At 66.2% G+C, this 22,764-nt stretch carries 22 protein-coding genes; 9 read left to right on the top strand and 13 right to left on the bottom strand.

Going from position 1 to position 22,764, the window contains the following annotated elements:
* Positions 1 to 191: 191 nt before the first annotated feature.
* Complete coding sequence (locus ACN0T5_RS12925; RefSeq protein WP_417769013.1) at positions 192 to 461, bottom strand: usg protein; 270 nt, start codon at positions 459 to 461, stop codon at positions 192 to 194.
* A 199-nt stretch (positions 462 to 660) separates the two neighbouring features.
* Here ACN0T5_RS12925 and ACN0T5_RS12920 point away from each other — a divergent pair, with 199 nt between their 5' ends.
* Together ACN0T5_RS12920 and ACN0T5_RS12915 are read left to right on the top strand one after the other, a co-directional pair.
* Positions 661 to 1,596, top strand: a complete 936-nt coding sequence (locus ACN0T5_RS12920; RefSeq protein ID WP_417769012.1) for an AAA family ATPase — start codon at positions 661 to 663, stop codon at positions 1,594 to 1,596.
* Between the two features lie 5 nt (positions 1,597 to 1,601).
* Positions 1,602 to 2,846: a vWA domain-containing protein gene (locus ACN0T5_RS12915; RefSeq protein WP_417769011.1), complete on the top strand. Its 1,245-nt coding sequence runs from the start codon at positions 1,602 to 1,604 to the stop codon at positions 2,844 to 2,846.
* Positions 2,847 to 2,862: 16 nt separating this feature from the next.
* On the opposite strand, the gene ACN0T5_RS12910 is transcribed toward ACN0T5_RS12915, so the two are convergent.
* The 10 genes from ACN0T5_RS12910 to ACN0T5_RS12865 form a co-directional block, all read right to left on the bottom strand.
* Positions 2,863 to 3,582, bottom strand: coding sequence for an LrgB family protein (locus tag ACN0T5_RS12910; protein ID WP_417769010.1), 720 nt, complete (start codon positions 3,580 to 3,582; stop codon positions 2,863 to 2,865).
* Entirely contained in the window at positions 3,579 to 3,965 is a 387-nt protein-coding gene (locus tag ACN0T5_RS12905) for a CidA/LrgA family protein (RefSeq protein WP_417769009.1), read from the bottom strand. Before ACN0T5_RS12905 ends, ACN0T5_RS12910 begins: the two co-directional genes overlap by 4 nt.
* Positions 3,966 to 4,390: 425 nt before the next feature.
* Entirely contained in the window at positions 4,391 to 5,209 is an 819-nt protein-coding gene (locus tag ACN0T5_RS12900) for a hypothetical protein (RefSeq protein WP_417769008.1), read from the bottom strand.
* A gap of 213 nt (positions 5,210 to 5,422) precedes the next feature.
* Entirely contained in the window at positions 5,423 to 5,920 is a 498-nt protein-coding gene (locus tag ACN0T5_RS12895) for a L,D-transpeptidase (protein WP_417769015.1), read from the bottom strand.
* Positions 5,921 to 6,155: 235 nt separating this feature from the next.
* A complete protein-coding gene (locus ACN0T5_RS12890) occupies positions 6,156 to 7,259 on the bottom strand; it encodes a branched-chain amino acid ABC transporter substrate-binding protein (protein ID WP_417769007.1) in 1,104 nt (367 codons plus the stop codon).
* A gap of 199 nt (positions 7,260 to 7,458) precedes the next feature.
* Entirely contained in the window at positions 7,459 to 7,827 is a 369-nt protein-coding gene (locus tag ACN0T5_RS12885) for a DUF6867 family protein (protein ID WP_417769014.1), read from the bottom strand.
* Between the two features lie 92 nt (positions 7,828 to 7,919).
* Positions 7,920 to 8,651, bottom strand: a complete 732-nt coding sequence (locus tag ACN0T5_RS12880) for an ABC transporter ATP-binding protein (RefSeq protein WP_417769006.1) — start codon at positions 8,649 to 8,651, stop codon at positions 7,920 to 7,922.
* Complete coding sequence (locus ACN0T5_RS12875) at positions 8,648 to 9,493, bottom strand: ABC transporter ATP-binding protein (RefSeq protein ID WP_417769005.1); 846 nt, start codon at positions 9,491 to 9,493, stop codon at positions 8,648 to 8,650. The genes ACN0T5_RS12880 and ACN0T5_RS12875 overlap by 4 nt, the downstream gene beginning before the upstream one ends.
* Entirely contained in the window at positions 9,490 to 10,815 is a 1,326-nt protein-coding gene (gene livM / locus ACN0T5_RS12870) for a high-affinity branched-chain amino acid ABC transporter permease LivM (RefSeq protein ID WP_417769004.1), read from the bottom strand. Before livM ends, ACN0T5_RS12875 begins: the two co-directional genes overlap by 4 nt.
* Before the next feature lie 4 nt (positions 10,816 to 10,819).
* Positions 10,820 to 11,755, bottom strand: coding sequence for an ABC transporter permease subunit (locus ACN0T5_RS12865; RefSeq protein WP_417769003.1), 936 nt, complete (start codon positions 11,753 to 11,755; stop codon positions 10,820 to 10,822).
* Positions 11,756 to 12,160: 405 nt separating this feature from the next.
* Here ACN0T5_RS12865 and ACN0T5_RS12860 point away from each other — a divergent pair, with 405 nt between their 5' ends.
* The 3 genes from ACN0T5_RS12860 to ACN0T5_RS12850 all read left to right on the top strand — a co-directional run bounded on the left by ACN0T5_RS12860 (position 12,161) and on the right by ACN0T5_RS12850 (position 14,741).
* The gene (locus tag ACN0T5_RS12860; protein WP_417769002.1) at positions 12,161 to 13,126 is read left to right on the top strand and encodes a LysR substrate-binding domain-containing protein; all 966 of its coding nucleotides are present in this window, start codon (positions 12,161 to 12,163) and stop codon (positions 13,124 to 13,126) included.
* A gap of 63 nt (positions 13,127 to 13,189) precedes the next feature.
* The gene (locus tag ACN0T5_RS12855; protein WP_417769001.1) at positions 13,190 to 13,729 is read left to right on the top strand and encodes a flavin reductase family protein; all 540 of its coding nucleotides are present in this window, start codon (positions 13,190 to 13,192) and stop codon (positions 13,727 to 13,729) included.
* Between the two features lie 16 nt (positions 13,730 to 13,745).
* The gene (locus ACN0T5_RS12850; RefSeq protein ID WP_417769000.1) at positions 13,746 to 14,741 is read left to right on the top strand and encodes a P1 family peptidase; all 996 of its coding nucleotides are present in this window, start codon (positions 13,746 to 13,748) and stop codon (positions 14,739 to 14,741) included.
* Between the two features lie 3 nt (positions 14,742 to 14,744).
* Here the strand turns inward: ACN0T5_RS12850 and ACN0T5_RS12845 are convergent, their stop codons facing one another.
* Complete coding sequence (locus ACN0T5_RS12845) at positions 14,745 to 18,239, bottom strand: indolepyruvate ferredoxin oxidoreductase family protein (RefSeq protein ID WP_417768999.1); 3,495 nt, start codon at positions 18,237 to 18,239, stop codon at positions 14,745 to 14,747.
* 169 nt (positions 18,240 to 18,408) lie between these two features.
* On the opposite strand from ACN0T5_RS12845, the gene ACN0T5_RS12840 reads away from it, so the two are divergent.
* Both ACN0T5_RS12840 and ACN0T5_RS12835 read left to right on the top strand, forming a co-directional pair.
* Positions 18,409 to 18,888, top strand: a complete 480-nt coding sequence (locus tag ACN0T5_RS12840) for an Lrp/AsnC family transcriptional regulator (protein WP_417768998.1) — start codon at positions 18,409 to 18,411, stop codon at positions 18,886 to 18,888.
* Between the two features lie 182 nt (positions 18,889 to 19,070).
* Positions 19,071 to 19,526 (top strand): GFA family protein, encoded by a 456-nt coding sequence (locus ACN0T5_RS12835; RefSeq protein ID WP_417768997.1) that lies wholly within the window; start codon positions 19,071 to 19,073, stop codon positions 19,524 to 19,526.
* A gap of 10 nt (positions 19,527 to 19,536) precedes the next feature.
* Here the strand turns inward: ACN0T5_RS12835 and ACN0T5_RS12830 are convergent, their stop codons facing one another.
* Positions 19,537 to 20,802: an NAD(P)/FAD-dependent oxidoreductase gene (locus ACN0T5_RS12830; RefSeq protein WP_417768996.1), complete on the bottom strand. Its 1,266-nt coding sequence runs from the start codon at positions 20,800 to 20,802 to the stop codon at positions 19,537 to 19,539.
* Between the two features lie 115 nt (positions 20,803 to 20,917).
* Here ACN0T5_RS12830 and ACN0T5_RS12825 point away from each other — a divergent pair, with 115 nt between their 5' ends.
* Together ACN0T5_RS12825 and ACN0T5_RS12820 are read left to right on the top strand one after the other, a co-directional pair.
* A complete protein-coding gene (locus tag ACN0T5_RS12825) occupies positions 20,918 to 21,916 on the top strand; it encodes a sodium:proton symporter (protein ID WP_417768995.1) in 999 nt (332 codons plus the stop codon).
* 66 nt (positions 21,917 to 21,982) lie between these two features.
* Entirely contained in the window at positions 21,983 to 22,711 is a 729-nt protein-coding gene (locus tag ACN0T5_RS12820) for a DUF2259 domain-containing protein (protein ID WP_417768994.1), read from the top strand.
* The last annotated feature ends 53 nt before the right edge of the window (positions 22,712 to 22,764 follow it).

The following is a 22,764-nucleotide window of genomic DNA, read 5'->3' as shown; positions in this document are numbered from 1 at the left end:
ACCGGAAGCGGCGGCGACCCGCATCCTGCTGCGCGCGATCCGGGCAAGCCGCGCGCCCTTGCGGTTGCTGCCCGGCTTTGTGCTGCACGAGGGCACCGGATCGGACTTCACTCCCCAGGCGCGCGCCATCATGCGCGACGGCGCCGGACTGGACCTGCCGAAACGATAGCGGTCCGCCCGGCGCCGGACCGTCAGTGGATCGGGTATTCGGCGTCCAGGAGACGCCAGTCGGATGGCCCGATCAGGTCGCGATGACAGATCCGCACGGAATGGAGTTTTCCGTCGATGTCGCGTTCCCAGAATGTCAGGAACCGCTTGAGCTCCGGAAAGACCGGGGCCTTGTCCAGCGTCTGCCAGAGAAACGTCTGCAGCAGACCCGGATGGTCGGGCATGTGATAGAGGATCTGGGCCGTGAGCAGGCCGTAACCCTCGAGCTGGCGCGAAAACTCCGACGATCTCATGATCGGGACCTCCGTAACCTCCCCCCGCCAACAGTGTCCGGAATTTATGCTTAACAGAACGTTAACCCGGCGAAATGACTGGTCACAGGCCAGGCACTCCGGAAGGGCTTGCCATATGTGCCTCGGCCTTTAGGACACCTGACAAGGCATGCGCCCTCGCACTATGGTGGGCAGCAGGACGACAGCTCACGGAGACCAGATGACCGCAACGCCGCTGCCCGCCTCGATCGACGACACCATGGCCCTGCTCGACGGCGAAGGCTATGTCGGCGACCGCGCGCTCGCCACCGTCCTGCTGCTCGCCCTCAAGCTTAAACGGCCGCTGTTCCTGGAAGGCGAGGCCGGCGTCGGCAAGACGGAGATCGCCAAGGTGCTGTCGCAGGCGCTGGGGCGCGACCTGATCCGCCTGCAATGCTACGAGGGGCTGGACATCTCCACCGCCGTCTACGAATGGAACTACGCCGCGCAGATGGTGGAAATCCGCGTGTCGGAGGCCTCCGGCGACACTGACCGGGACGACCTCTCCCGCAGTGTCTTCGGCGAACGTTTCCTGATCCGCCGGCCCGTCCTGCAAGCCCTGCAACCTTCGGTCAATGGCGCCCCGGTGCTGCTGATCGACGAACTCGACCGGGCCGACGAGGCGTTCGAGGCCTTCCTGCTGGAGGTTCTGGCGGACAGCCAGGTGACAATCCCGGAACTCGGCACCATCCGCGCCGAGGAGCCGCCCATCGTCATCATTACCACCAACCGCACCCGCGAGATTCACGACGCACTGAAGCGCCGCTGCCTCTATCACTGGGTCGACTATCCGGACGCGGAACGCGAACTGGAAATCGTTCGGCGCAAGGTGCCCGGTGCCGCCGAGCGGCTGACGGCCGAGCTTGTCGCCTTCGTGCAGAAGCTGCGCACCGATGAGGACCTGTTCAAGCAGCCGGGCGTTGCCGAAACGCTCGACTGGGCCACCGCGCTCACCGAACTGAACGAGATCGCGCTGGACCCCGACATGGTTTCCGACACGCTTGGCGTGCTGCTGAAATACCAGGACGACATCGACCGGGTACGGGGCTCGCGCGCGCGCCAGATGATCGACGAGATCCGCCGCGACATGGAACGCGCCGGACCGGAGACGGAGTAGCCCGGATGGCCGACCAGGCAGGCGGCATCGCGGGCGGCAACGGCGCTTCCGCCGGGCGCATCACCGAGAACATCGTGCATTTCGCCCGCACCCTGCGCCGAGCCGGCATGCCGGTGGGACCGGCAAGCGTGGTCGATGCGGTGCGTGCCGTCGAGCTTGCCGGGATCCGCAACCGCGACGATCTCTACTGGACGCTGCACGCCGTCTTCGTGCGCAAGCGCGAGCACCGCATCGTCTTCGACGAAGCCTTCCGCATCTACTGGAAGTCGCGCGGGCTGGTCGAGAAGCTCCTGTCCATCCTCTCCCCCGTCGCCCCGCCGCGCGGCGAGGCCGAAAAGCCGAAGGCCGGCCAGACGCGCGTCGCGCAGGCCTTCCAGGCAACCCGCGACCGGCAGAGCACCCAGGAGCGCGAGGAACTGGAGATCGACGCACGGCTGACCGTATCGGGCCGCGAGCTGCTTCAGCGCAAGGACTTCGCCCAGATGAACGCGGAGGAAATCCGCGCCGCCAAATCTGCATTGCAGCGCATGGCGATGCCGCTGGAGAAGGTGCGCCTGCGCCGCTTCGTCGCCGCGCCGCGTGGCCGTATCGACCCGCGCCGGACGCTGCGCGCCTCGCTGAGAACCGGTGGCGACATGATCGACCTGCGCCACAAGCGTGCCGACATGCGCCGGCCGCCGATCGTTGCGCTCTGCGACATCTCCGGCTCGATGAGCCAGTACACCCGCATCCTGCTGCATTTCCTGCATGCGCTGACGGAGGAACGGCGCAACGTCCACACCTTCCTGTTCGGCACGAGGCTGACCAACGTCACCAGGCAACTGAGGATGAAGGACCCGGACGAGGCGCTGATCGCCTGCACCGACGGCGTCGAGGACTGGTCCGGCGGAACCCGGATCGCCACGGCGCTTGCCGAGTTCAACCGGAAATGGTCGCGCCGGGTGATGTCGGGGGGGCCGATCGTTCTGCTCGTCACCGACGGGCTGGAGCGCGACACCGACGAGGATCTCGCCCGCGAGATCGACCGGCTGCACCGCTCCTGCCGGCGGCTGGTCTGGTTGAACCCGCTGCTGCGGTTCGACGGCTTCCAGGCGCGGGCCAAGGGGGTCCGGGCGATGCTGCCGCATGTCGACGAATTCCGCTCGGTGCACTCGCTCGACAAGGTCGAGGACCTTTGCCGCGCGCTCTCCGGCAGCGCCCGGCCGGACGGATCGGTCGATCCGCGCCACTGGCTGAAGGCGGCGGGCTGATCCCTCTCGGCCGCCTTTACTGGAAAAGACGCCAGACAAGCGGCACCAGCAACGCGGTCGCCACCGCGTTCAGTCCCATCGCAAGACCGGAAAAGGCACCCGCCGTCTCGTTCACCAGGAGCGCGCGCGACGTACCGATGCCATGGGCGGCGACGCCGATGGCAAAACCGCGCGCGCGCCAGTCCTTTACCCGCACAAGGTCGAGGACCAGGGGCCCGAGCGCGGCTCCCAGAATGCCGGTGAGAATGACCAGGACAGCGGTGAGCGACGGCAACCCGCCGAGCGAACTGGCAATGCCCATGGCGACCGGTGCCGTGGCCGACTTCGGTGCCAGCGAAGCGAGCGTCGCGTCCGATGCCCCGAGCAGCGCGGCGATGCCGACAGCGGACACGGCCGCGAAGGCGGACCCCGCCAGGAGGCTGACGATGATCGCCAGGGCCGAACGGCGAACCCGCTCGATCTGCCGGTAGAGCGGAATGGCAAGCGCCACGGTCGCCGGCCCGAGCAGGAAATGCACGAACTGGGCGCCGTCGAAATAGACCGAATAGTCGATGTCGCCGGCAATCAGCAGGCCGGCGATGATCGCGACCGCGATCAGGACCGGATTGACGAGCGGATGATATCCGGACCGCCGGTAGAGCGCGAAACCGGCCTGGTAGGCGATGAGCGTCACTGTCAGCGCGGCAAGCGGGCTTGCCGAGAGATAGACCCAGATCTGCTCAAGCGGAGCGCTCATTGCTTGCCCTCCCCGCCGTCCTGGCCAGTCGCAGCGTTCCCCCCGCCCGAGCCGCGCAGGCTCCATTGCATCACAAGCGCCGTGACCGCGACGGTGGCGAGCGTCGACACGACGAGCGCCGTCGAAATGGCGATGCCCTCGCGCCCGAGCAGGCCGAGATGAAGGACGACGCCGACGCCTGCGGGAACAAACAGAAGGGCCATGTTGCGCAGCAGCGCGTCTGCCACCGCCGCCAGGTCCGTGTCCGCGCCCTTGCGCAGCACCAGCCAGACAAACAGCAGCACCATGCCGACGACCGGTCCCGGCACAGGCAGGCCGGCGGCCTCGACAAGAAGCTCGCCGGCAAGCTGGCAGCACAGGATGAGTGTCAGGGCTCCGAGCATCCCGCGTCCCCCGTTTTTCGGATCAAGTCAGGAAGAGTGCATCATCAAAAACCGGCGTCGAACAGCCGGTTTCTTGCCGAAGTGCCACATTCCCGGCTGGAGCCTGCCTTGAAATTGCCGGCCTCGACATTCATCTGAAGTATAGGAACGTGGAACCCAAAGCTTATCTTATGCGTTCTCCCGGACAATGCGCAAGGTTCGACGGACGCCGGAGATGACGATGAAATTGACGGAACGGACGGTACAGTCAAGCAGATCGGCAGGCGGGATCTTGCCTGCGGCGGTCGCTTGTGTTCTTGCAACCGCGATCCTGCTTGCAATGGGCGCGGCCGTTCAGGACGCCGGCAGGATGCTCGTTTCCGCCCCGGCGACCGAGGCGACACCGGCCCTGTCACGCGCGCATCTGCAACCCTCGTCGCCGGCAGTCAGCCGGCCCGGGATGTCGCCTTCGCGCGCAACCCGCGCATGACGCGGCGCAGTTTGCGGCTGAGCAACTTGCGGATTTCCGACAGGCTCGGTTCCTGCCCCGTCACCGTCGTATGCAGCGACTTTCCTGTCCAGGGATGCGAGGTCATTCGACCGGTCACCTGTACCGACCCGTCATAGCCGAAGAAGACATGACCGACATCCGGGCGCGCGGTGGCAAGGTCGACGGCCGTCACTCCGAACGTGTCGAGCAGGTCGGTCCGGCAGAAGATCAGGTTGGTCTTTGTCGCGTCGATGAGGTCGTACCCCTTCACGCGGCCAAGCTTGTAGAGAGCGCCGGCGGAATTGCCGATATGACTGCCGGGCGGCTGGACGTAGTCTGAAGAATTCGGAATGGTCGGATTGTACTCGATGATCACGATCTTCGGACGATAGCCGGTGAACCCCTTCCAGATGGCATGGTCATCGGAATCGATGTCGATCGACAGGACATCGAATTCCTTCGGGCAACGGGTGCCGGAAAGGATCGCGTCGAGCGAGTTGCCGCCTTTCGGCATGACGAACACGTTGAGCGCCTCGATCCGCTCAGGATCGACATTGCCGAGCAGGTCCTTGAACCTCTCCGCATCGCCCTCGATGTAGCATCCCGTCCAGCCGAGCGATTCATAGAGATGAAACGTGTTGCTGTTGAAGCGTCCGTCCCAGGCGCCGAACTCGACAAAATAGCCCGGTTTGCCGCCGATGCGAGCGAACAGGGCTTCAAGAAGCCCGTCCTCCCCGTCCTGGCTGTGAATCGTGCTTCGCAGTCCTGCAAGCATTCCGCGCTCCCCCGCTCCGGCATTTCCGCCCCTCGGATGGCCGCCCGAGATACGGCTGGCGATCGCCACCGACGCGACAGACTGCTGCACACAACCTCAGGATGATGGGAGAGGACCAGATATCGTTGGCCCGCGCAATCGGAAGAAGACGCTGGAGGGTTGAAAATTGCGCTTTTCCGGGACGCGGACGCGGCACGCCCCCGGGGCCGGCGGTCAGTTCACCGCGACGACCGGCGTGCGCACGTTCACCCGGCGAAACAGGTCGGCGATGTCGCGGTTCTGCATGCGGATGCAACCGTAGGACACGGCGCGGCCGATGGAGCCTGGGCGATTGGTGCCGTGAATGGCGAATTCGCCGCCGGCCAGCGTCATGGCGGCCACGCCCATCGGGTTGTTCGGGGCGCCCCCGGGGATGACGGCCGGAAGATGCGGCAGGTCGCGCTTGACCACGGCGGGCGGCGACCAGGCCGGGCGCACATGCATGCCGCGAATGAAGGTGCGTCCGGTCCACGCCTTGCCGCGCTTGCCGACGGCGACCGGGTAACGCAGCGCCGTGCCGCCGCGCTGGACGAGATAAAGGCGCTTCTCGCTGTTGCGCACGACGATGGTGCCGGGCGCGAAACGGGCGTCGGAAAAGGAAACGACCTCCGGCGCGGCGGCTGCCGCGTGGCTCCAGAAGGCCAGTCCGATCGCCAGGTAGATGGCGACCATTGCCCAGATTACCCTGTTCATCCGTGCGCCCGCCCGATGGTTGGTTTACGGAAAGTTTACGCAATACCGCACCAACGGGAAGGGGTTCGCGGTCCCCGGCACCGGGATTCGCGCAACAAGGTTACGCGTTAAGGTTTACGGGGGGCCGGCGGCAGCACAGCCCGCTCCCACGAAAAACCCCGCCCGGCAAGGCCGGACGGGGCGTATTCAGCTTCGGCAAACTGCCTGCCAGCGATTACTGCAGGTAGTCGTAGGTGCCGTCCTTCCACTCGTAGAACACGTAACCCGGCAGGGTCACGTCGCCCTTGTCGTCGAAGGACAGGTTGCCGAGGACGGTCGCGAACTCACCCTCGTTGAGCTTCGCCACGACGGCGTCGAAATCGGTCGAACCGGCAGCCTTCACGGACTCGGCCCAGGCCTGGATCGCGGCGTAGGTGTAGAGCGAATAGCCCTCGGCCGTACGGCCTGCGGCCTCGAGCGCATCCACGACCGGCTTGGCGACTTCGTTCTTGCGCGGATCCGGCGAGAACGTCATCAGCGTGCCGGCACCGACATCGCCGGTGATCGACCAGTACTCGTCGGTGACAAGCGCGTCGCCCGAAACGAGGATGGTGTCCATGCCCTGCTCGGCCATCTGGCGCTTGATGAGGCCGGCTTCGGTGTGATAGCCGCCGACATAGAGCACGCCGATGTTTTCGGCCTTCAGCTTGGAAACGAGCGCGGTGTAGTCCTTCTCGCCAGCCGTATAGGCCTCGTAGAGGGTCTCCTGCTTGCCCGCCTCGTTCATGTACTTCTTGGTCTCGTCGGCAAGACCCTTGCCATAGGCGGTCTTGTCGTGAATGACCGCGATGTTCTTGTCGGCGAACTTCTCGGCAAGGAAGGCACCGGCGACCTGGCCCTGCTGGTCGTCACGGCCGCAGGTGCGGAACGTGCCCGGACCGGGGCGCTCGTCGGTGAACTTCGGGTTGGTCGAGGCGGGAGAGATCTGGACGATACCCTCTTCCGCATAGACCTGGCTGGCCGGGATCGACGAACCCGAGCAGAAGTGGCCGGCGACGAAGACGACGCCCGAGCCGACGAACTGGTTGGCAACCGCAACGGCCTGCTTCGGATCGCAGGCATCGTCACCGACCTGAAGCACGAGCTTCTCGCCGTTGATGCCGCCAGCCGCGTTGATGTCCTCGATGGCCTGCTCGGCGCCGGCCTTCATCTGCGCACCGAAGGACGCATACTGGCCGGTCATCGGACCGGCGGTGGCGATCACGATATCCGCCAGCGCGGCGCTCGAAAGCCCCATGCCAAAGACGGTGGCAACGCTCGCCAAAAGAAGCTTCTTCATAAGATACTCTCCCCTGTTCCAGATGCTTTCCCGACCCACCCCGGACCGGGTGCTGGACCACTCTGGTCGCGGGCTTTGCGCCCGCCGACGGCCCCTTCCGGCGCCGCCATGTACCGAAACACTATCGCCTTTTCGAACAAAGTCGAGTGTTTCGGATTCCTCCGGGAGAGAAACCGTCCCCTCCCGTTAAACCCCTGCCCTAATTGACGATGCTGTCATCCGCACCGGGACGAAGTCGCCAGCCGAACGGGCTCGTTTTCTCGTAGAGCCAGCGATACTGGCTGGTCATCTGCGCCGTGCGCGTCACCCGCCATCCGACAAGGGCGACACCCGCGAGCCAGACGAAGGCAACCAGCCAGTGCTGGATCGAAAGCAGTGTTCCGCCATAAAGCGCAAAGCCGAGGAAGCGGACCACGACCGACAGCAGGAAGGCGAACCAGATCAGCACCGGCAGCGGTCGCCAGGTGAGCGCGCAGGCACGCCCGGTGGACCATGCCGCGGCGCTGCCAAGCAGCAACGTCAGGATAATGAAACCCGCAAGGCTCGTATCGTAGAGGAATCCCATCAGGACCTCCTTAGGTTTCCGCCGTACGGGGAGGAACGCCCCCCCCGCAAATGGCGATGAAACAATCCCCACCGCCGTGACCGGCGGCCTCGGCATCAGTGGCGTCCGCCCTCGAGATAGGCCGCCTTGACCTCCTCGCGGGACAGGAGCTCCTTGCCTGTCCCGGACATCGTGATCACGCCATTGACCATGACGTAGCCGCGATGGGCGAGCTTCAGCGCATGATACGCGTTCTGCTCGACGAGGAAGACGGTCAGCCCCTCGGTACGGTTGAGTTCGGCGATGGCATCGAAGATCTGCTTGACGATCAGCGGCGCCAGGCCGAGCGACGGCTCGTCGAGAAGCAGAAGCCGCGGCCGGCCCATCAGCGCCCGGGCGATGGCCAGCATCTGCTGTTCGCCGCCCGACAGCGTCCCGCCGCGCTGTTCCCGCCGCTCCTTGAGCCTCGGGAACAGGGTGAAGACCTTCTCGAGATCGCCGGCAAAATGCTTCGGGTCGACGACGGCCGCCCCCATCTGGAGATTTTCCAGCACCGACATGCGCGGGAAGATGCGCCGCCCCTCCGGGGACTGGGCGATGTCCATGCGCATGATCTCGTGGGTCGGCATGCGGGTGATGTCGATGCCCTTGTAGACCACCGTTCCGGTGCGCGCCTGCGGCGTGCCGCAGATCGTCATCATCAGGGTCGACTTGCCGGCACCGTTGGCGCCGATCAGGGTGACGATCTCGCCCTCGTGGACGTCAAGGTCGACGCCGCGCAGGGCGACGATCTTGCCGTAATAGGTCTCGACCCCGCGAACCTGGAGAAGGAGTTGATTCTCGCTCACAGGCCCACCTCTTCTTCCACCTGGTCGACCTCGTCATCGGCAACGCCGAGATAGGCCGCAATCACCTTCGGATCGTTCTTGACCTCGTCCGGCGTGCCGTCGGAGATCTTCTCGCCGTAGTCGAGCACGATCACGTGGTCGGAGATTTCCATGACCACCGACATGTCGTGCTCGATCAGGAGCACCGAAGTCGCATGCTCGTCGCGGATGAAATGCAGGAGCGTGTTGAGCTCCGCGCTTTCCCGCGGGTTGAGGCCCGCCGCCGGCTCGTCGAGGCAAAGCAGCTCCGGCGAGGTGCACATCGCCCGCGCGATCTCCAGCCGCCGCTGCGCGCCATAGGGCAGGTCGGCGGCGGGATCGTCCGCCCGGTCGAGCAGGGAGGTGCGGTCCAGCCAGTAGCGGGCGCGCTCAACCGCTTCCGCCTCCGCCTTGCGGAACCCGCCAATCCCGAGAAGCCCGCCGACGGTGAAGTTGGAGGCGACCATCAGCGGATTGTGCTGGGCAACCATCAGGTTCTCCAGCAGCGTCATGCCGCCGAACAGGCGGATGTTCTGGAAGGTGCGCGCCACACCGGCATGCGCCGAGATCTTGAAGTCCGGCATGCGCTCGAGCAGATAGTGCTCGCCCGACTTGCGCATCATCACGATCCGCCCCTCGGTCGGCTTGTAGAAGCCGGTGGCGCAGTTGAAGACCGTGGTCTTGCCGGCACCGTTGGGGCCGATCAGGGCGGTGATATCGCCGCGCCCGACATTGAAGGAGAGATCGTTCACCGCAACCAGGCCGCCGAAGCGCATGGTCACATGCTCGATGCGAAGGACTGCGTCGTCGTTCCAGCGGGTCATCCGTGGCCCTCCTGAACCATATCGGCGGAAATGCCCTTGGCCTTGCGCTTGTCGAGCGCGATGGAGGGCGTCCGGGTCGAGATCAGGCCGCGCGGCTTCCACACCATGATCACCACCATGAGCAGGCCGAAGACGAGCATGCGGTACTCCTCGAACTGTCGGAAGAACTCGAAGCCGCCGATCATCACCACCGCGGCAATGACGACGCCGACCTGCGACCCGAGGCCGCCGAGCACGACGATCGCCAGGATCACGGCGGACTCGATGAAGGTGAAGCTCTCCGGCGAGATGAAGCCCTGGCGCGTCGCGAAGAACGACCCGGCAAAGCCGCCGAACATGGCGCCGATGGCAAAGGCGGTCAGCTTGGTATGCGTGGTGTTGATGCCAAGCGAGCGGCAGGCGATCTCGTCCTCGCGCAGTGCTTCCCAGGCCCGGCCCACCGGCAGCTTGCGCAGCCGCATCGTCACGATGTTGGTGATCAGCGCGAGGATCAGGATCAGGTAGTAAAGGAAGATGATGCGGTGGATGGAGCTGTAGTCGAGCCCGAAGAAGGCCGCGAAGCCGCCCTCGCCCCGCTCGAACTCCAGCCCGAAGAAGCTGGGGCGCGGAATGCCCGACAGCCCGTCCGGACCGCCGGTGAACTCGTACCAGTTGAGCAGCACCACACGGATGATCTCGCCGAAGGCAAGCGTCACGATGGCGAGGTAGTCACCCCTCAGCCGCAGCACCGGGAAGCCCAGGATGATGCCCCAGAAGGCCGACAGGATGCCGGCCAGCGGCAGGCAGATCCAGAAGGAGAAGCCGAAGTTCTGGGCAAGCAGCGCATAGGAATAGGCACCGACCGCGTAGAAGGCGACATAGCCAAGGTCGAGCAGGCCGGCGAGGCCGACCACGATGTTCAGGCCCCAGCCGAGCATGACGTAGGTCGTCACCAGGATCGCCAGATCGAGATACTGGCGCGATCCGCGGGTGCCGAGGAAATACATCAGCAGGAAGGGCAGCACGACCGCCAGCACGAAGAGCAGCGGCGTGATCAGATGCGACACCTTCGAGAAGGACGACTGCGTCGGCATGAGGCCGCCGAGCAGCCCGGTGACCGGTTTTTCGCTCTTCCAGACGAAGAGATTGAGCAGAAGCCGGCCGACGAAGACCACGGCAACCGCCATGGCAACCGCGCCCCAGCGATACTCGATGGCCAGTCCGCCGACATCGACCTCGGTCTTCATGCCGATCATCATGGCGAACAGGCCGAATGCGACCAGCGCGCCCACGGCGGCATCCTTCACGGAGCCTGCAAGCAAATCCTGTTTCTGTGCGGCCATGGTTTCAGACCTTCTCCACTTCGGGTTTGCCGAGCAGACCTTCGGGCATGAAGATCAGCACGATGGCAAGGATCGAGAAGGCTGCCACATCCTTGTATTCGAGCGAGAAATAGCCCGACCAGAAGGTCTCGATCAGGCCGATCAGAAGCCCGCCGAGCATCGCTCCGGGAAGCGAGCCGATGCCGCCGAGAACCGCAGCGGTGAAGGCTTTCACGCCGGCCAGGAAGCCGATGTAGAAGTCGATCACGCCGTAATAGAGCAGGAACATCAGCCCGGCGACCGCGGCGAGTGCCGCGCCCATGACGAAGGTCAGCGAGATCGTCCGGTCGACATTGACGCCGAGCAGCGAGGCCATCTTGCGGTCCTGCTCGCAGGCGCGCTGCGCCCGGCCCAGCGAGGTCTTGTTGATCAGCAGCGTGAAGCCGACCATCAGCGCCAGCGTCGTGACGATGATCAGGATCTGCATGTAGCTGATCTGGACAACGAACGAGCCTTCCGGCGTCACCGTCTCCCAAAGCTTGAAATTGCCGGAGATCAGCGGCTGCAGGGGCTTGTTGCGCGCGCCTTGCGAGATCTGCACGAAGTTCTGCAGCGCGATCGAGGCGCCGATCGCCGTGATCAGCGGCGCCAGGCGGAACGAACCACGCAGCGGCCGGTAGGCGATCCGCTCCACCGTCCAGCCCCAGACCGCGGTCAGCGCCATGGCGATGACCAGCACCAGCCCGAGCGCGAGAATGAGCAGCAGAAGCGGCGTTGCCGCCGTGATGCCGAGTGCGATGACGACAATCAACGCGATGAAGGCTCCGACCATGAAGATGTCTCCATGGGCGAAGTTGATCATGCCGATGATCCCGTAGACCATCGTGTAACCAATGGCGATAAGGCCGTAGATCGACCCCAGCGTTACGCCATTGATCAACTGCTGGATGAAGTAGTCCATCTGCCCTGTGATCCCCCTGAAGGACTGGCGGCTTGTGCCGTTCTCAGTCCGTCGCGCGGCGCGGTTTGCGACCGGCGCGTGATAGCATGTACTTACCAAGCCGCCATTGACGGCACAATTCCCCTCGAAAAGCCATGGCCAGAAAAGAACATCTTTCCCCATGGCACCAGAACGCGAACAGTTTCTCCCCGCCGCCGCGTCCCGCGATCACGCCTTGCGCAAAAAGATCACGCGCCCGCCGGCCCGGTCGGGCTGGCACGCAAGATCACAGGAACGGTCATGTCCGGGATAGCTGGCGATGGCGCGTTTCCTCCCGCTTCCGCCAATTCACGTTGGGGAAAAAAGTCACATTGAAACGCCAGTTTCAATTGAAAGATACCGACAAACTTGTTAGAAAAACTAACGATGCAGCGTGCCAGCCTCCCTCCGCTCAATGCTTTGCGCGCCCTTGCCGCACTGGCGCAGACGGGACGCGTCGGACTTGCGGCCGATGAACTCGGCGTGACGCACGCCGCCGTCAGCCACCATCTGCGCAATCTCGAGGACTGGTTCGGCATGGCCCTGGTTCGCCGTGTCGGCAGGCGAATCGAGCTGACACCGGAGGCCGAGCGCATCGCCGGCGCCATGCAGGCCGCTCTCACCCGCATCGGCGAGGTCTGCAACGATGTGGCCGAGACCGCCCGCAGGCCCGAACTTTCCATCGCCTGCGTGCCCTCCTTCGGAACCCGCTACCTGATCCCGCGGCTGGTCGATTTTGCCGAAGTCGCACCGACCCTGCGCCTGCGCCTGCTTTATGCGCTGCACGGAACGCCCCAGGATGCGGACATCTCCATCGACTGGTTCGACACGCCGCCGGAAACCGGACGCCATGCCGTCCGCCTGCGCCTGCTGTCGGGACATACGCGGCCGGTCTGCAGTCCCGCGCATCTTGCCGCACACGGCCCGTTCGATGCCCCCCATCAGGTTGCGACCGCGCGGCTCCTGCATGACGAGACCCGCAAGGACTGGCGCGACTGGCTGGCCGACAACGGGCTCTCAGCCGAGCTGGCCGGCAGCGGCCCCGTCTTCAACGACTTCAACCTGCTGGTCAGCGCCGTGGTCGCCGGCCACGGCGTGGCACTCTGTGTCGAGACGATGATCGAGGCGGAGCTGCAGCGCGGCGACCTGATCCCGCTGACGGACATGGCGGGCAACCGGGATCGCGGTTACTGGCTGACCGCGGCCCATCAACCCGGACCGGCCGCGCAAAGCTTCATCGACTGGATCTGCGACCGCATGCCCGGCACCGGGACGGCCGGCCCGCCACGGCCGGCAGGTGTCGCGCACGAACCGCAACGGTCGGGAAACCTATTTGAAACCGGCCCCGGTTAGCATTACGGCTATGATGGGCGTTCGAACCGGGGACCCCCGCGGCAACGGACCCGAAAGGACGAGATGACCAACAGCCCCGCGTCCGATACGGGCGGCATCGCAGCGCGGCAGCGTCATGCGCGCGCGGTCGACCGCAACGATTTCCGCGAGGCGATGAGCCGTCTCGGTGCAGCGGTCCATATCGCGACGACCGACGGAGCCGCCGGACGCGGCGGCACGACGGTGTCCGCCGTCACCTCCGTTTCCGACGCGCCGCCCACGGTTCTCGTTTGCGTCAACCGCCAGGCCCGCATCAACGGCGTGATCAAGGCGAACGGCTCCTTCGCGATCAACACGCTTCCCGCCGATGCCGAACCGCTGTCCGACGCCTTCGCCGGCAAGGGCGACCTCTCCTTCGACGAGCGTTTCGCGCTCGCCGAATGGACCCGGCTGGTCACCGGTGCGCCGATCCTGCAAGGGGCACGCGTCGCACTCGATTGCCGCGTCACGGAAATCTCCGAAATCGGCACGCATTCGGTCGTCTTCGGCGAAATCGTCGCGATCCGCCTGGGCGAGCGCGGCCCGGCGCTGATCTATCTCGACCGCACCTACCACCGCATCTGACGCGGAACCGACGGCCTTGCGAAACCTCATCACCGACGTGCACGGCCTTTCGGTCGGCAATGCCTCGAACGAAACGCTGAAATCCGGCGTCACCGTGCTGGTGCCCGATGTGCCGGCGCGCGCCTCGCTCGCCATCCATGGCGGCGCGCCGGGAACACGCGAGGCGGCGCTCCTCGATCCGCGTTTCACGGTCGATGCCGTCGATGCGCTGGTGCTCGCCGGCGGCTCCGCCTTCGGCCTCGACGCCGCCTCGGGCGTGCAGATGGCCCTCGCAGCGCAAGGACGCGGGTTCGCCGTCGGCCCGGCGCGCGTGCCGATCGTCCCCTCTGCCATCCTCTTCGACCTGCTGAACGGCGGCGACAAGGCATGGGGTGACGTCAACCCCTATGGCGCGCTCGGCCGCGAGGCACTCGCTGCCGCCGGTCGCGACTTCGCGCTCGGCAGCCACGGTGCGGGCACCGGCGCGACGACCGCCAACCTGAAGGGCGGGCTCGGTTCGGCCTCGGCACGGCTGGACACCGGCGCAACGCTCGGCGCTCTGGTCGCCGTCAACGCGCTCGGCAGCGCGACGATGGGCGACACCCCGCATTTCTGGGCGGCTCCCTTCGAGAAGAACGGGGAGTTTGGCGGGCTTGGCTGGCCGCAGGCAATGCCGGAGGGCATCGACCGGCCGCGCACCAAGCTCGACGCGCTGAAGGAGGGCGCCAACACGACGATCGCCATCATCGCCACCGACCTGGACCTGACCAAGGCGGAACTGCAGCGGCTTGCGGTGATGGCACATGACGGCTTCGCCCGGGCACTGTGGCCGGCTCATACCGCGCTCGACGGAGATCTCGTCTTCGCGCTGTCGACAGCGGCGCGAAAGCCCGCCGATCCGTTGGCGGAAAACGTCGCGCTCGGCGCGGCCGCCGCGTCCGTCATGAGCCGGGCAATCGCCCGTGCTGTCCATGCGGCCGAGGCCCGGCCAGGCGACACGCTGCCGACCTGGCAGGCCCGTTTCGGCGCCTGACCCCTACTCCGCCGCCTCCAGCACCGGAACGCCGCCGCCTTCGCCGTCGAGGCGGGCAAGAAGCGCGGCGCGCTTTTTCATCGCGCTCGCGTGGTTCGCCTCCTTCACCGGACCGAAGCCGCGCACCGTGTCGGGAATGCGCGCAAGCTCGACCAGCAGCCCGTAACCGGCCCGGCCGACGAGACCGGCAATATGCTCCAGATCGGCGAGACAGGTCTCCACGAGCTGCCGCTCCATGCGCCGCTCGGCCGTTCGCCCGAACGGGTCGAAGGCGGTGCCGCGCAATCCCTTGAAGCGGGTGAGCAGGCGGAAGGCGGTGAAGATCCACGGCCCGAAGGCGATCTTGCGCGGCCGGCCGGTCTTCGGGTCGAGACCGCGCGAGACCAGCGGCGGGGCGAGCATCACCTTCAGCTTGGCCGGCTCCTTGAACTGGCTCTCGAGCCGGGCGCGGAAGCCCGGCTCGCTGTACAGCCGCGCCACCTCGTATTCGTCCTTGTAGGCCATCACCTTGTAGGCCATGTCGGCGGCAACACGCGTCAGCCGCAAGGTGCCGTTGCCATCCGCCTCGTCGGCCTTTCGCAGGCGCGCGATCGCCTGGCGGAAGCGCTGTGCATAGGCCTCGTCCTGATAGGCGGCAAGCTCGTTGCTGAGAAACTCGATGCGCGTGTCGAGATCCATGTCCTCGGCCCGCTCCGCATCGCGCGTGCCGGGCAACGCAGAAAGGATCCTGCCGGCATCCGCGGCAAGCACCCGGCCGGCACGGAAGGCGGCAAGATTGCTTGTCACCGCCGCGCCGTTCAGCCGGATCGCAGCTTCCAGCGCGGCGCTCGACAGTGGCAGGCGGCCGGCCTGAAGCGCCATGCCGACCAGCATCATGTTGGCATAGATGGCATCGCCGAACAGCGCCTCGGCGATGCTCGCCACATCATGGCCGATGAAGGTCGGGCAGGCGGTTTTCAGCGTCTGCAGCATCCGCGCCTCGTCGAAGGACAGCGTCTGCTTCATGACGAACTCGGCCGTCGGGGCAACCCGCGCATTGGCAAATCCGGCGGTACGCTCGCGGTCGATGAGGGCCAGTTGCTCGGCATTGGTGGCGACCACCATGTCCGAGGCGAGCAGCACGTCGAGACTGGCGGTCGGGATGCGCGGCCCTTCGATCGCCCGCTCAAGGGTGGAGAAGCGCAGATGCGAGGTGACCGGCCCGCCCTTCTGGGCCAGACCGGTCATGTCGAGCGTCGAGGCCTGCTTGCCGTCGACATGGGCGGCCATGGCAAGCACCGCGGCCGTCGTCGTCACGCCGGCGCCGCCAATGCCGGCGATCAGGAGATTGAGTGTCGTCTCCAGCCCGGCAACCTCCGCCTCGGGCAGTTCGGCGGCAAGCGCGTCGATGTCGATATGACCGGTATCGGCGCGGCGCAGCTCCGCCCCTTCCACATAGACGAAGGAGGGACAGAAGCCCTTCACGCAGGAAAAGTCCTTGTTGCAGGACGACTGGTTGATCCGCCGCTTCTCCCCGAAGGCGGTCGGCAGCGGCTCCACCGAGATGCAGTTCGACTGCACCGAACAGTCGCCGCAGCCCTCGCAGACGCGCTCGTTGATGAACAGGCGCATGTCCGGGTCGGCAAGACCGCCGCGCTTGCGACGGCGGCGCTTTTCCGCCGCGCAGGTCTGGTCGTAGATGAGCACGGTGACGCCCTTCAGCGCCTGCAGCTCCTTCTGAACGTCCATCAGATCGTCGCGGTGGAAGACGTCCGTGCCCGGCGCCAGGTCGTGCCGGCCGAGATAGGCGTCCGGCTCCTCGCTGACGACGACGATGCGCTCGACGCCCTCCGCCTCCAACTGGCGGGTGAGCTGCGGCACGGTCAATGTGCCGTCGACCGGCTGACCGCCGGTCATCGCCACCGCGTCATTGTAGAGGATCTTGTAGGTGATCGACACTTTCGAGGCGACCGACTGGCGGATCGCCAGGATGCCGGAATGAAAATAGGTGCCATCGCCCACATTGGCGAAGACATGGGTATCGTTGGAAAATTCCGACTGGCCGACCCACAGGACGCCCTCGCCGCCCATGGCGATCTGCCCGTCGGTCGTGCGGCCCGGGATCTCAGTCATGGCATGGCAGCCGATGCCAGGCATCGAGCGCGCGCCCTCGGGCACGACGGTCGAGGTCGAATGCGGGCAGCCGGAGCAGAAATAGGGCACCCGGGCGGCGCGCTCCGCATGACCTTGCGACCACATCACCTGCCTGTTCATGCGCTCGGCGACGGCCCGCATTTCCCCCGTGACGAAGTCGGACGGAAGGAAGGCGAGCAGCGCGGGAATGATCTCCGCGACCGCCAGTTCCAGCACGTCGGAGAGGAACGGCCCGCCCTCCGGCGTCTTCTTGCCCCAGATCGCCGGACGGGCCCGCTCCGGCCAGTCATAGGCGATCTCCTTGATCTGCGGCTCGAGGAAGGCGCGCTTGTGCTCGACCACCAGGAGCCGTTCGAGACCGCGCGCGAAATTCGACAGGCCGACCGGCTCCAGCGGCCAGGGCATGGCGACCTTGTAGATGGCAAGGCCGATGTCCCGGGCCCGCTCCTCGGTAAGGCCGATCAGTTCGAACGCCTGGCGCAGGTCGCGATAAGCCTTGCCGGTGGCCACGATACCGATGCGCGGCCGGCTCGCCCCGAAGGCGACGCGGTCGAGCCCATTGGCCCGCACATAGGCACGCGCCGCCGGAATGCGGATGTCGCGCAGGAGCCGTTCGGTCTCGAGCCGGTTGCCAAGGAGCAACACCCGGTTGAGGTCGTCATGCCGGCGCGGATCGCGGTCTTCCGGATGAACGAAGGAAAGGCGGCGCGGATCGACGGAGATCGTCGCCGAGGCATCCATCGTGTCGGCAAGGCAGATCAGGCCCGACCAGAGACCGGAGAAGCGTGACATGGCGAGCCCGTGCAGGCCGTAGTCGAGCACTTCCTGGATGTCGGACGGATTGAGCACCGGCATCTCGACATGCTCGAAGAAGAATTCCGACTGGGCCGGCAGGATCGACGACTTGGCGAGGTGATCGTCACCGGCAAGCGCCAGCACGCCGCCCTTTGCCGCCGTGCCGCTGGCATTGGCCTGGCGCAGCACGTCGCCGGCCCGGTCGACGCCCGGCGCCTTTCCGTACCAGATGCCGAAGACGCCGTCATAGTCGCTGCCCTTGCCGTGATGGCCGACCTTCTGCGTGCCCCAGACGGCGGTGGCGCCCAGCTCCTCGTTGACGCCGGGCTTGAAGACGATGCTGGCGGGAGAAAGGTGCCGCCTGGCGCGCACCAGCTCGGTGTCATAACCGGCGAGCGGCGAGCCGCGATAGCCCGAGACGAAGCCCCCGGTGCGAAGTCCGGCTTCCGCGTCGAGACGCGCCTGGTCGAGCGTCAGGCGTACCAGCGCCTGGATGCCGGTGAGGTAGACGCGGCCGCGGGTGGCCACATACTTGTCGTCGAGCGAGATGGTTCTGGTGATGGCGTTCATGCGACGGCCTCCTCATCCGTCTTTGAGCATGCGCATGCGAGGGGACCTTGCGGCCACGCGCCCCACAGGCTTTCCTGCCATCCAATATGGTCCTTCTTCAGGTGGATTTCTGTGCTATCGTGCCGGGCAACGACCTCAAATGAGAACGAAAATTCCCAGATCACGGCCTATGAGCGAAAAAACACTTCTCGACCCGTCCGACATCCGTGTGCTGCAGATTCTCCAGCGCGACGCCTCCCTCTCCATCGCAGAAATTGCCCGCGAGGCCGGCATGAGCCAGACGCCTTGCTGGCGGCGGATCAAGAAGATGAAGGAGGCGGGCGTCATCCGCCAGATCGTCGCCGTCGTCGACCGGGAAGCGGTCGGTCTCGGCTTCGTCGCCTATGCCTTCGTCAAGCTCGCCGTGCCGAGCCGCGACAACATGGAAACCTTCGACAGGCTGATCAACCGATGGCCGGAAGTGGTGATCTGCGAGCGAATCACAGGCGCTGTCGACTACCTGATCAAGGTGGTGACGAGCGACATCAAGGCCTACGACGATTTCCTCCGGCTGAAGCTGCTCGACAACGCGCTCGTCTCCGACGTCCAGTCGCGCATCGTCGTCAGCAACGTCAAGCAGACGGTCGCGCTACCGCTCAGGGAAACCTGACCACCGACATTCCGGCACGGCAGGGCGAACTGCCCGGGTGACCATCGCCGCGACACGACAACAGCCAAGAGCCGCTGAAGCGGATGGTGACATGTCCGCCGGCAGGCATCCCCCGTCCGATCATTTCCGCCAGAGTGCGCCGCAAGGTCGCGCTTCCAGCCCGACACAACCGGAGACCACCCATGCAAGATGCCCCGACACGGCTCACCGGAACCTGCCGTTGCGGCAAGACCGAATTCGAGATCGCCGCCCCGCCGATCATGACGGCTGCCTGCCACTGCCAGGGCTGCCGGAAGATGAGCTCCAGTGCCTATTCGCTGACCGCGATGGTTCCCGCGCCCGCCTTCCGCGTTACCCGGGGCGAGCCGGTGAAAGGCGGAACGAAAGGCCCCGACCTCGACCATTTCTTCTGCCCCGACTGCATGACCTGGATGTTCACGCGGATCACCCAGATGCCCGACATCGTCAATGTCCGGCCGACCCTGTTTGACGAGCCGAAATGGAGCCGCCCCTTCATCGAGACAATGACGGCGGAGAAACTGGCCTGGGTGGAACTTCCCGTTGACCGCAGCTACGAGGGGTTCCCGCCGCCCGAAGACTTCCAGCCGCTCATGCAGGACTTCGCGGCCGCGCATTGATCGCCACGCGTCAAACCTGCAGGAAGCGCGCCGGTGCGTAGGGCAGCGGATCGGCGAGCGGCAGGGAGCCCGTCATCAGGTCGGCAAGCAGCCGGCCCATGGCCGGGGCAAGCGCGAACCCGTCGCGTTCATGGCCGATCGAAAGCCAGAGCCCCGGGCGTCCCGGAACCGGCCCCACAATCGGCAACAGATCAGGGACGAAGGCGCGCAGACCTGCCACCGGCGCTTCTTCGACCGCCGCGCCAAGAGGAAGCAGCTTGCGCACGAGCGTCGTGGCACGGTTGAGTGCCGAGGCACGCGGCGCCAGATCTCCCGTTGCTCGCGCCGGCGAGAGGAGTTCCGCCCCGCCGACAAGACGCAGGCCGCGCTCCATCGGTGTCAACGTGAAACCGGCATCGACATCCGTGACCGGCCGCGACAGCGCGACACCCGAGACCGCGCGGAAGTGACGGTGATAGCTGCGGCAGGCCGCCACCGGCAGACCCTGGCCGAAGCGGTCCAGCAGCGGCATGGCACCGACGCCCAGCGCCACCACCACCTGTGCCGCCTCGATCTCGCCCCGCGCCGTCCTCAACCCGTAGCCTCCGCGAATCTCGACAAGGGTTGCCGCATCGCCGGTTTCGCTCTCCCCGCCACGTTCGCGAAACAGCCGCGCATAGGCCTTGGTCACCCCGCCGGGCGAGGACACCGACTGGCTTTCGGGCCACGACATCGCCGCATGGTCGAGCGCCCGCAGATGCGGCTCCAGACGGACGATGTCCTGCGCCGCCAGATCGGCATAGGGCACGCCGAGAACGCGCGCGAAATGCCGCTCGATCTCGGCCGCCTCGAGAGCCTCCCGCGAGCGCTGGATCTTGATCCAGCCCGTGCGCCTGAAAAACCGCAAGGCGCTGGCGGCCCGCGCCAGCGCGAGATGCTCCCCGACGGCGGCCCCCTGCAGCGGCGCCAGCGCCCGGGCACTGCGCGCCATGGCGGCGGGCTGTGTCGCATCGCGAAACGCGGCCAGGAACGGCAACAGGGCGGGAACGGAACGCGGCTCGACACGCGGGCGCTTCATCGGGCTGAGCGCATGCGCGGCAAGCCCGAGCACCGATGAGGGCAGCGGCACGGGCGAGAAGCCGTCGCGGCCAAGCACGCCCGTGTTGCCGCGCGAGGTGTCCTCGCCCGGCGAGCGCCGGTCGACAAGGAGCACGCGCAGGCCCCGCCCCTGCAGATGCAGGGCAGCGCTCACGCCGGTGATTCCGGCTCCCAGGACAACGACATCGACTCTTCGCATCAGAACCTATCGACACCGTTCACAATCACCTTGCAAGTGGAAGACGCACTCCGCGATACTCTCCCTCCCGGATTTGTTCCCGCCTTACTTTCTTCCCCAAGCCCTGGATGCCGCCATGCGGGCCCTCTCATTGCCGCTCGACCTGCTTGCCTGGCTTGGCCGCCAGGGCACCCGCGCCGTCGCCGTCAGCGCCCTTCTGGGGCTTGTTCTGCCGCAGCTCTCGGCGCTCTTCCGGCCGCTGGTCGAAGAAGCGATCTTCGTGCTGCTGGTGCTCGCCTTCCTGCGGGTCGACCCGGTCGCGGTCGTTGCCCACATGCGTCGCCCGCGCCTTGCGGCGCTTGCACTTTCCTGGATGCTCATCGCCATTCCCGTGATGGTCGGGCTCGCCCTGCATGCGACGGGCCTGATCGCGCTTCATCCCGATGTCGCGCTTGCCGTGTTCATCGTCACGGCCGCCCCGCCGATCATGTCGGCGCCGGCCTTCATCGCCCTGATCGGCCTTGATGGCGCCCTCTCTCTGGCACTGGTCGGCGGCGGCATGTTGCTGACCCCGCTGACCGCACCGCTGATCGGTGCTTTCCTTGTCGGCGAGGCCCTGCCGATCGACGCCGTCGCCCTCGGTTTCCGCCTGACCGCATTGCTCGCCGCCTCGGCAGGCCTGGCAACGCTGATTCGGCGTCTTGCCGGCTCCGCGCGTGTGACCGCCGCGAAAGAGCATGTCGACGGGATGAACGTGCTGATCCTTTTCGTCTTCGCCGTCGCGGTCATGGACGGTGTCGCCGACCGCTTCCTGGAAGCACCGCTCTTCACGCTCGGCGTCGCCGCTCTCACCTTCCTCGTAGCCCTCACCCAGATGGGCGTGACCTTTCTGGTGTTCGCAAGAACCCGCCGCGACCATGCCTTCGTGCTCGCCCACGCCGCCGGCAATCGCAACATGGGCCTGCTTGTGGCTGCCCTTGGCGGCACGCTGCCTGACCTTGCCTGGCTTTATTTCGGCCTCGGCCAATTGCCGATCTACCTGCTTCCCTGGCTGCTGAAACCGGTGGCGACACGGCTGGCGGCAAATCAGGCAGGCCGTGACGCCGGTCACGCCGGAGCGGACAACAAGGGCTAGACTGCGCGAAAACCCCGCAATGGAGTGACAGTGATGTCTCCTTCGACAATGCACGCCGGGTGGCGCATGCTGATTGCCTGCTTGCTGACGGCCATGCCTGTCCCGCAGGCGGCCCTTGCCGGCGACTACGCCCGCACCGAGATCCTGGGTTTCTCGGGTGACGGAGCGCATTTCGCCTTCGAGGAATACGGCATCCAGGATGGCTCCGGCTTTCCCTGGTCGAATCTCTACGTGATCGACGTCGCCCGCGACAGCTGGACCAAGGGCAGCCCTTTCCGCCGCCTCGACGAGATCGATGACAGCCAGCCTCTCGACTTCGAGGCTGAACTGGCGAGCACCCGCGCCGCCAATCACGAGGCGGCCAGCACGGCGATCGAGGCGGCGGCAATCTCCGGAGCAGGCGCCACGGTTGCTCACAATCCGTCGACCGAGCGCGGCGCCGATCCGCACATGATGATCGCCGGGACCCGCGCAGCGGCTCCCGCGCTCGGTCCGACGATCGAACTGCGCCTGAGCGAGACGCCGGTGCAGCGCCCGGCAAACTGCCCGGAGGGCTTCGGCACGATCCAGGGTTTCCGCCTGACACTCACCCATGACGGAGAAACCCGGGTGCTCAATGACGACACCCGCCTGCCCGACAGCCGTGGTTGCGCGCTGCGCTACCGGATCGACCGGCTGGTGGTGCATTACCCCGAGGAAATGGGCCGTCCCGTCTTCGCCGTTCTCGTGCTGGTCGAGCGAATCGGTTTCGAGGGGCCGGACGGTCGCTATATCGCCATCACCGGTCGTCTTTGACGCCGGACGGTCCCTGTTGCGGCCCACGACCTTGTGGGGCGGCACCGGCTATG

It is taken from the genome of Stappia sp. (assembly GCF_048261845.1).
Classification (GTDB): domain Bacteria; phylum Pseudomonadota; class Alphaproteobacteria; order Rhizobiales; family Stappiaceae; genus Stappia.
The sequence above is the reverse complement of the archived record's forward strand: the minus strand, read 5'-3'. Positions and strand labels throughout refer to the sequence as shown.

Bases quoted from the DNA above. Each gene is read 5' to 3' on its own strand.
- ACN0T5_RS12925 (WP_417769013.1), bottom strand. From the start codon at position 461: ATGAGATCGTCGGAGTTTTCGCGCCAGCTCGAGGGTTACGGCCTGCTC.
- ACN0T5_RS12920 (WP_417769012.1), top strand. From the start codon at position 661: ATGACCGCAACGCCGCTGCCCGCCTCGATCGACGACACCATGGCCCTG.
- ACN0T5_RS12915 (WP_417769011.1), top strand. From the start codon at position 1,602: ATGGCCGACCAGGCAGGCGGCATCGCGGGCGGCAACGGCGCTTCCGCC.
- ACN0T5_RS12910 (WP_417769010.1), bottom strand. From the start codon at position 3,582: ATGAGCGCTCCGCTTGAGCAGATCTGGGTCTATCTCTCGGCAAGCCCG.
- ACN0T5_RS12905 (WP_417769009.1), bottom strand. From the start codon at position 3,965: ATGCTCGGAGCCCTGACACTCATCCTGTGCTGCCAGCTTGCCGGCGAG.
- ACN0T5_RS12900 (WP_417769008.1), bottom strand. From the start codon at position 5,209: ATGCTTGCAGGACTGCGAAGCACGATTCACAGCCAGGACGGGGAGGAC.
- ACN0T5_RS12895 (WP_417769015.1), bottom strand. From the start codon at position 5,920: ATGGTCGCCATCTACCTGGCGATCGGACTGGCCTTCTGGAGCCACGCG.
- ACN0T5_RS12890 (WP_417769007.1), bottom strand. From the start codon at position 7,259: ATGAAGAAGCTTCTTTTGGCGAGCGTTGCCACCGTCTTTGGCATGGGG.
- ACN0T5_RS12875 (WP_417769005.1), bottom strand. From the start codon at position 9,493: ATGACCCGCTGGAACGACGACGCAGTCCTTCGCATCGAGCATGTGACC.
- livM (WP_417769004.1), bottom strand. From the start codon at position 10,815: ATGGCCGCACAGAAACAGGATTTGCTTGCAGGCTCCGTGAAGGATGCC.
- ACN0T5_RS12865 (WP_417769003.1), bottom strand. From the start codon at position 11,755: ATGGACTACTTCATCCAGCAGTTGATCAATGGCGTAACGCTGGGGTCG.
- ACN0T5_RS12860 (WP_417769002.1), top strand. From the start codon at position 12,161: ATGCAGCGTGCCAGCCTCCCTCCGCTCAATGCTTTGCGCGCCCTTGCC.
- ACN0T5_RS12855 (WP_417769001.1), top strand. From the start codon at position 13,190: ATGACCAACAGCCCCGCGTCCGATACGGGCGGCATCGCAGCGCGGCAG.
- ACN0T5_RS12845 (WP_417768999.1), bottom strand. From the start codon at position 18,239: ATGAACGCCATCACCAGAACCATCTCGCTCGACGACAAGTATGTGGCC.
- ACN0T5_RS12840 (WP_417768998.1), top strand. From the start codon at position 18,409: ATGAGCGAAAAAACACTTCTCGACCCGTCCGACATCCGTGTGCTGCAG.
- ACN0T5_RS12835 (WP_417768997.1), top strand. From the start codon at position 19,071: ATGCAAGATGCCCCGACACGGCTCACCGGAACCTGCCGTTGCGGCAAG.
- ACN0T5_RS12830 (WP_417768996.1), bottom strand. From the start codon at position 20,802: ATGCGAAGAGTCGATGTCGTTGTCCTGGGAGCCGGAATCACCGGCGTG.
- ACN0T5_RS12825 (WP_417768995.1), top strand. From the start codon at position 20,918: ATGCGGGCCCTCTCATTGCCGCTCGACCTGCTTGCCTGGCTTGGCCGC.
- ACN0T5_RS12820 (WP_417768994.1), top strand. From the start codon at position 21,983: ATGCTGATTGCCTGCTTGCTGACGGCCATGCCTGTCCCGCAGGCGGCC.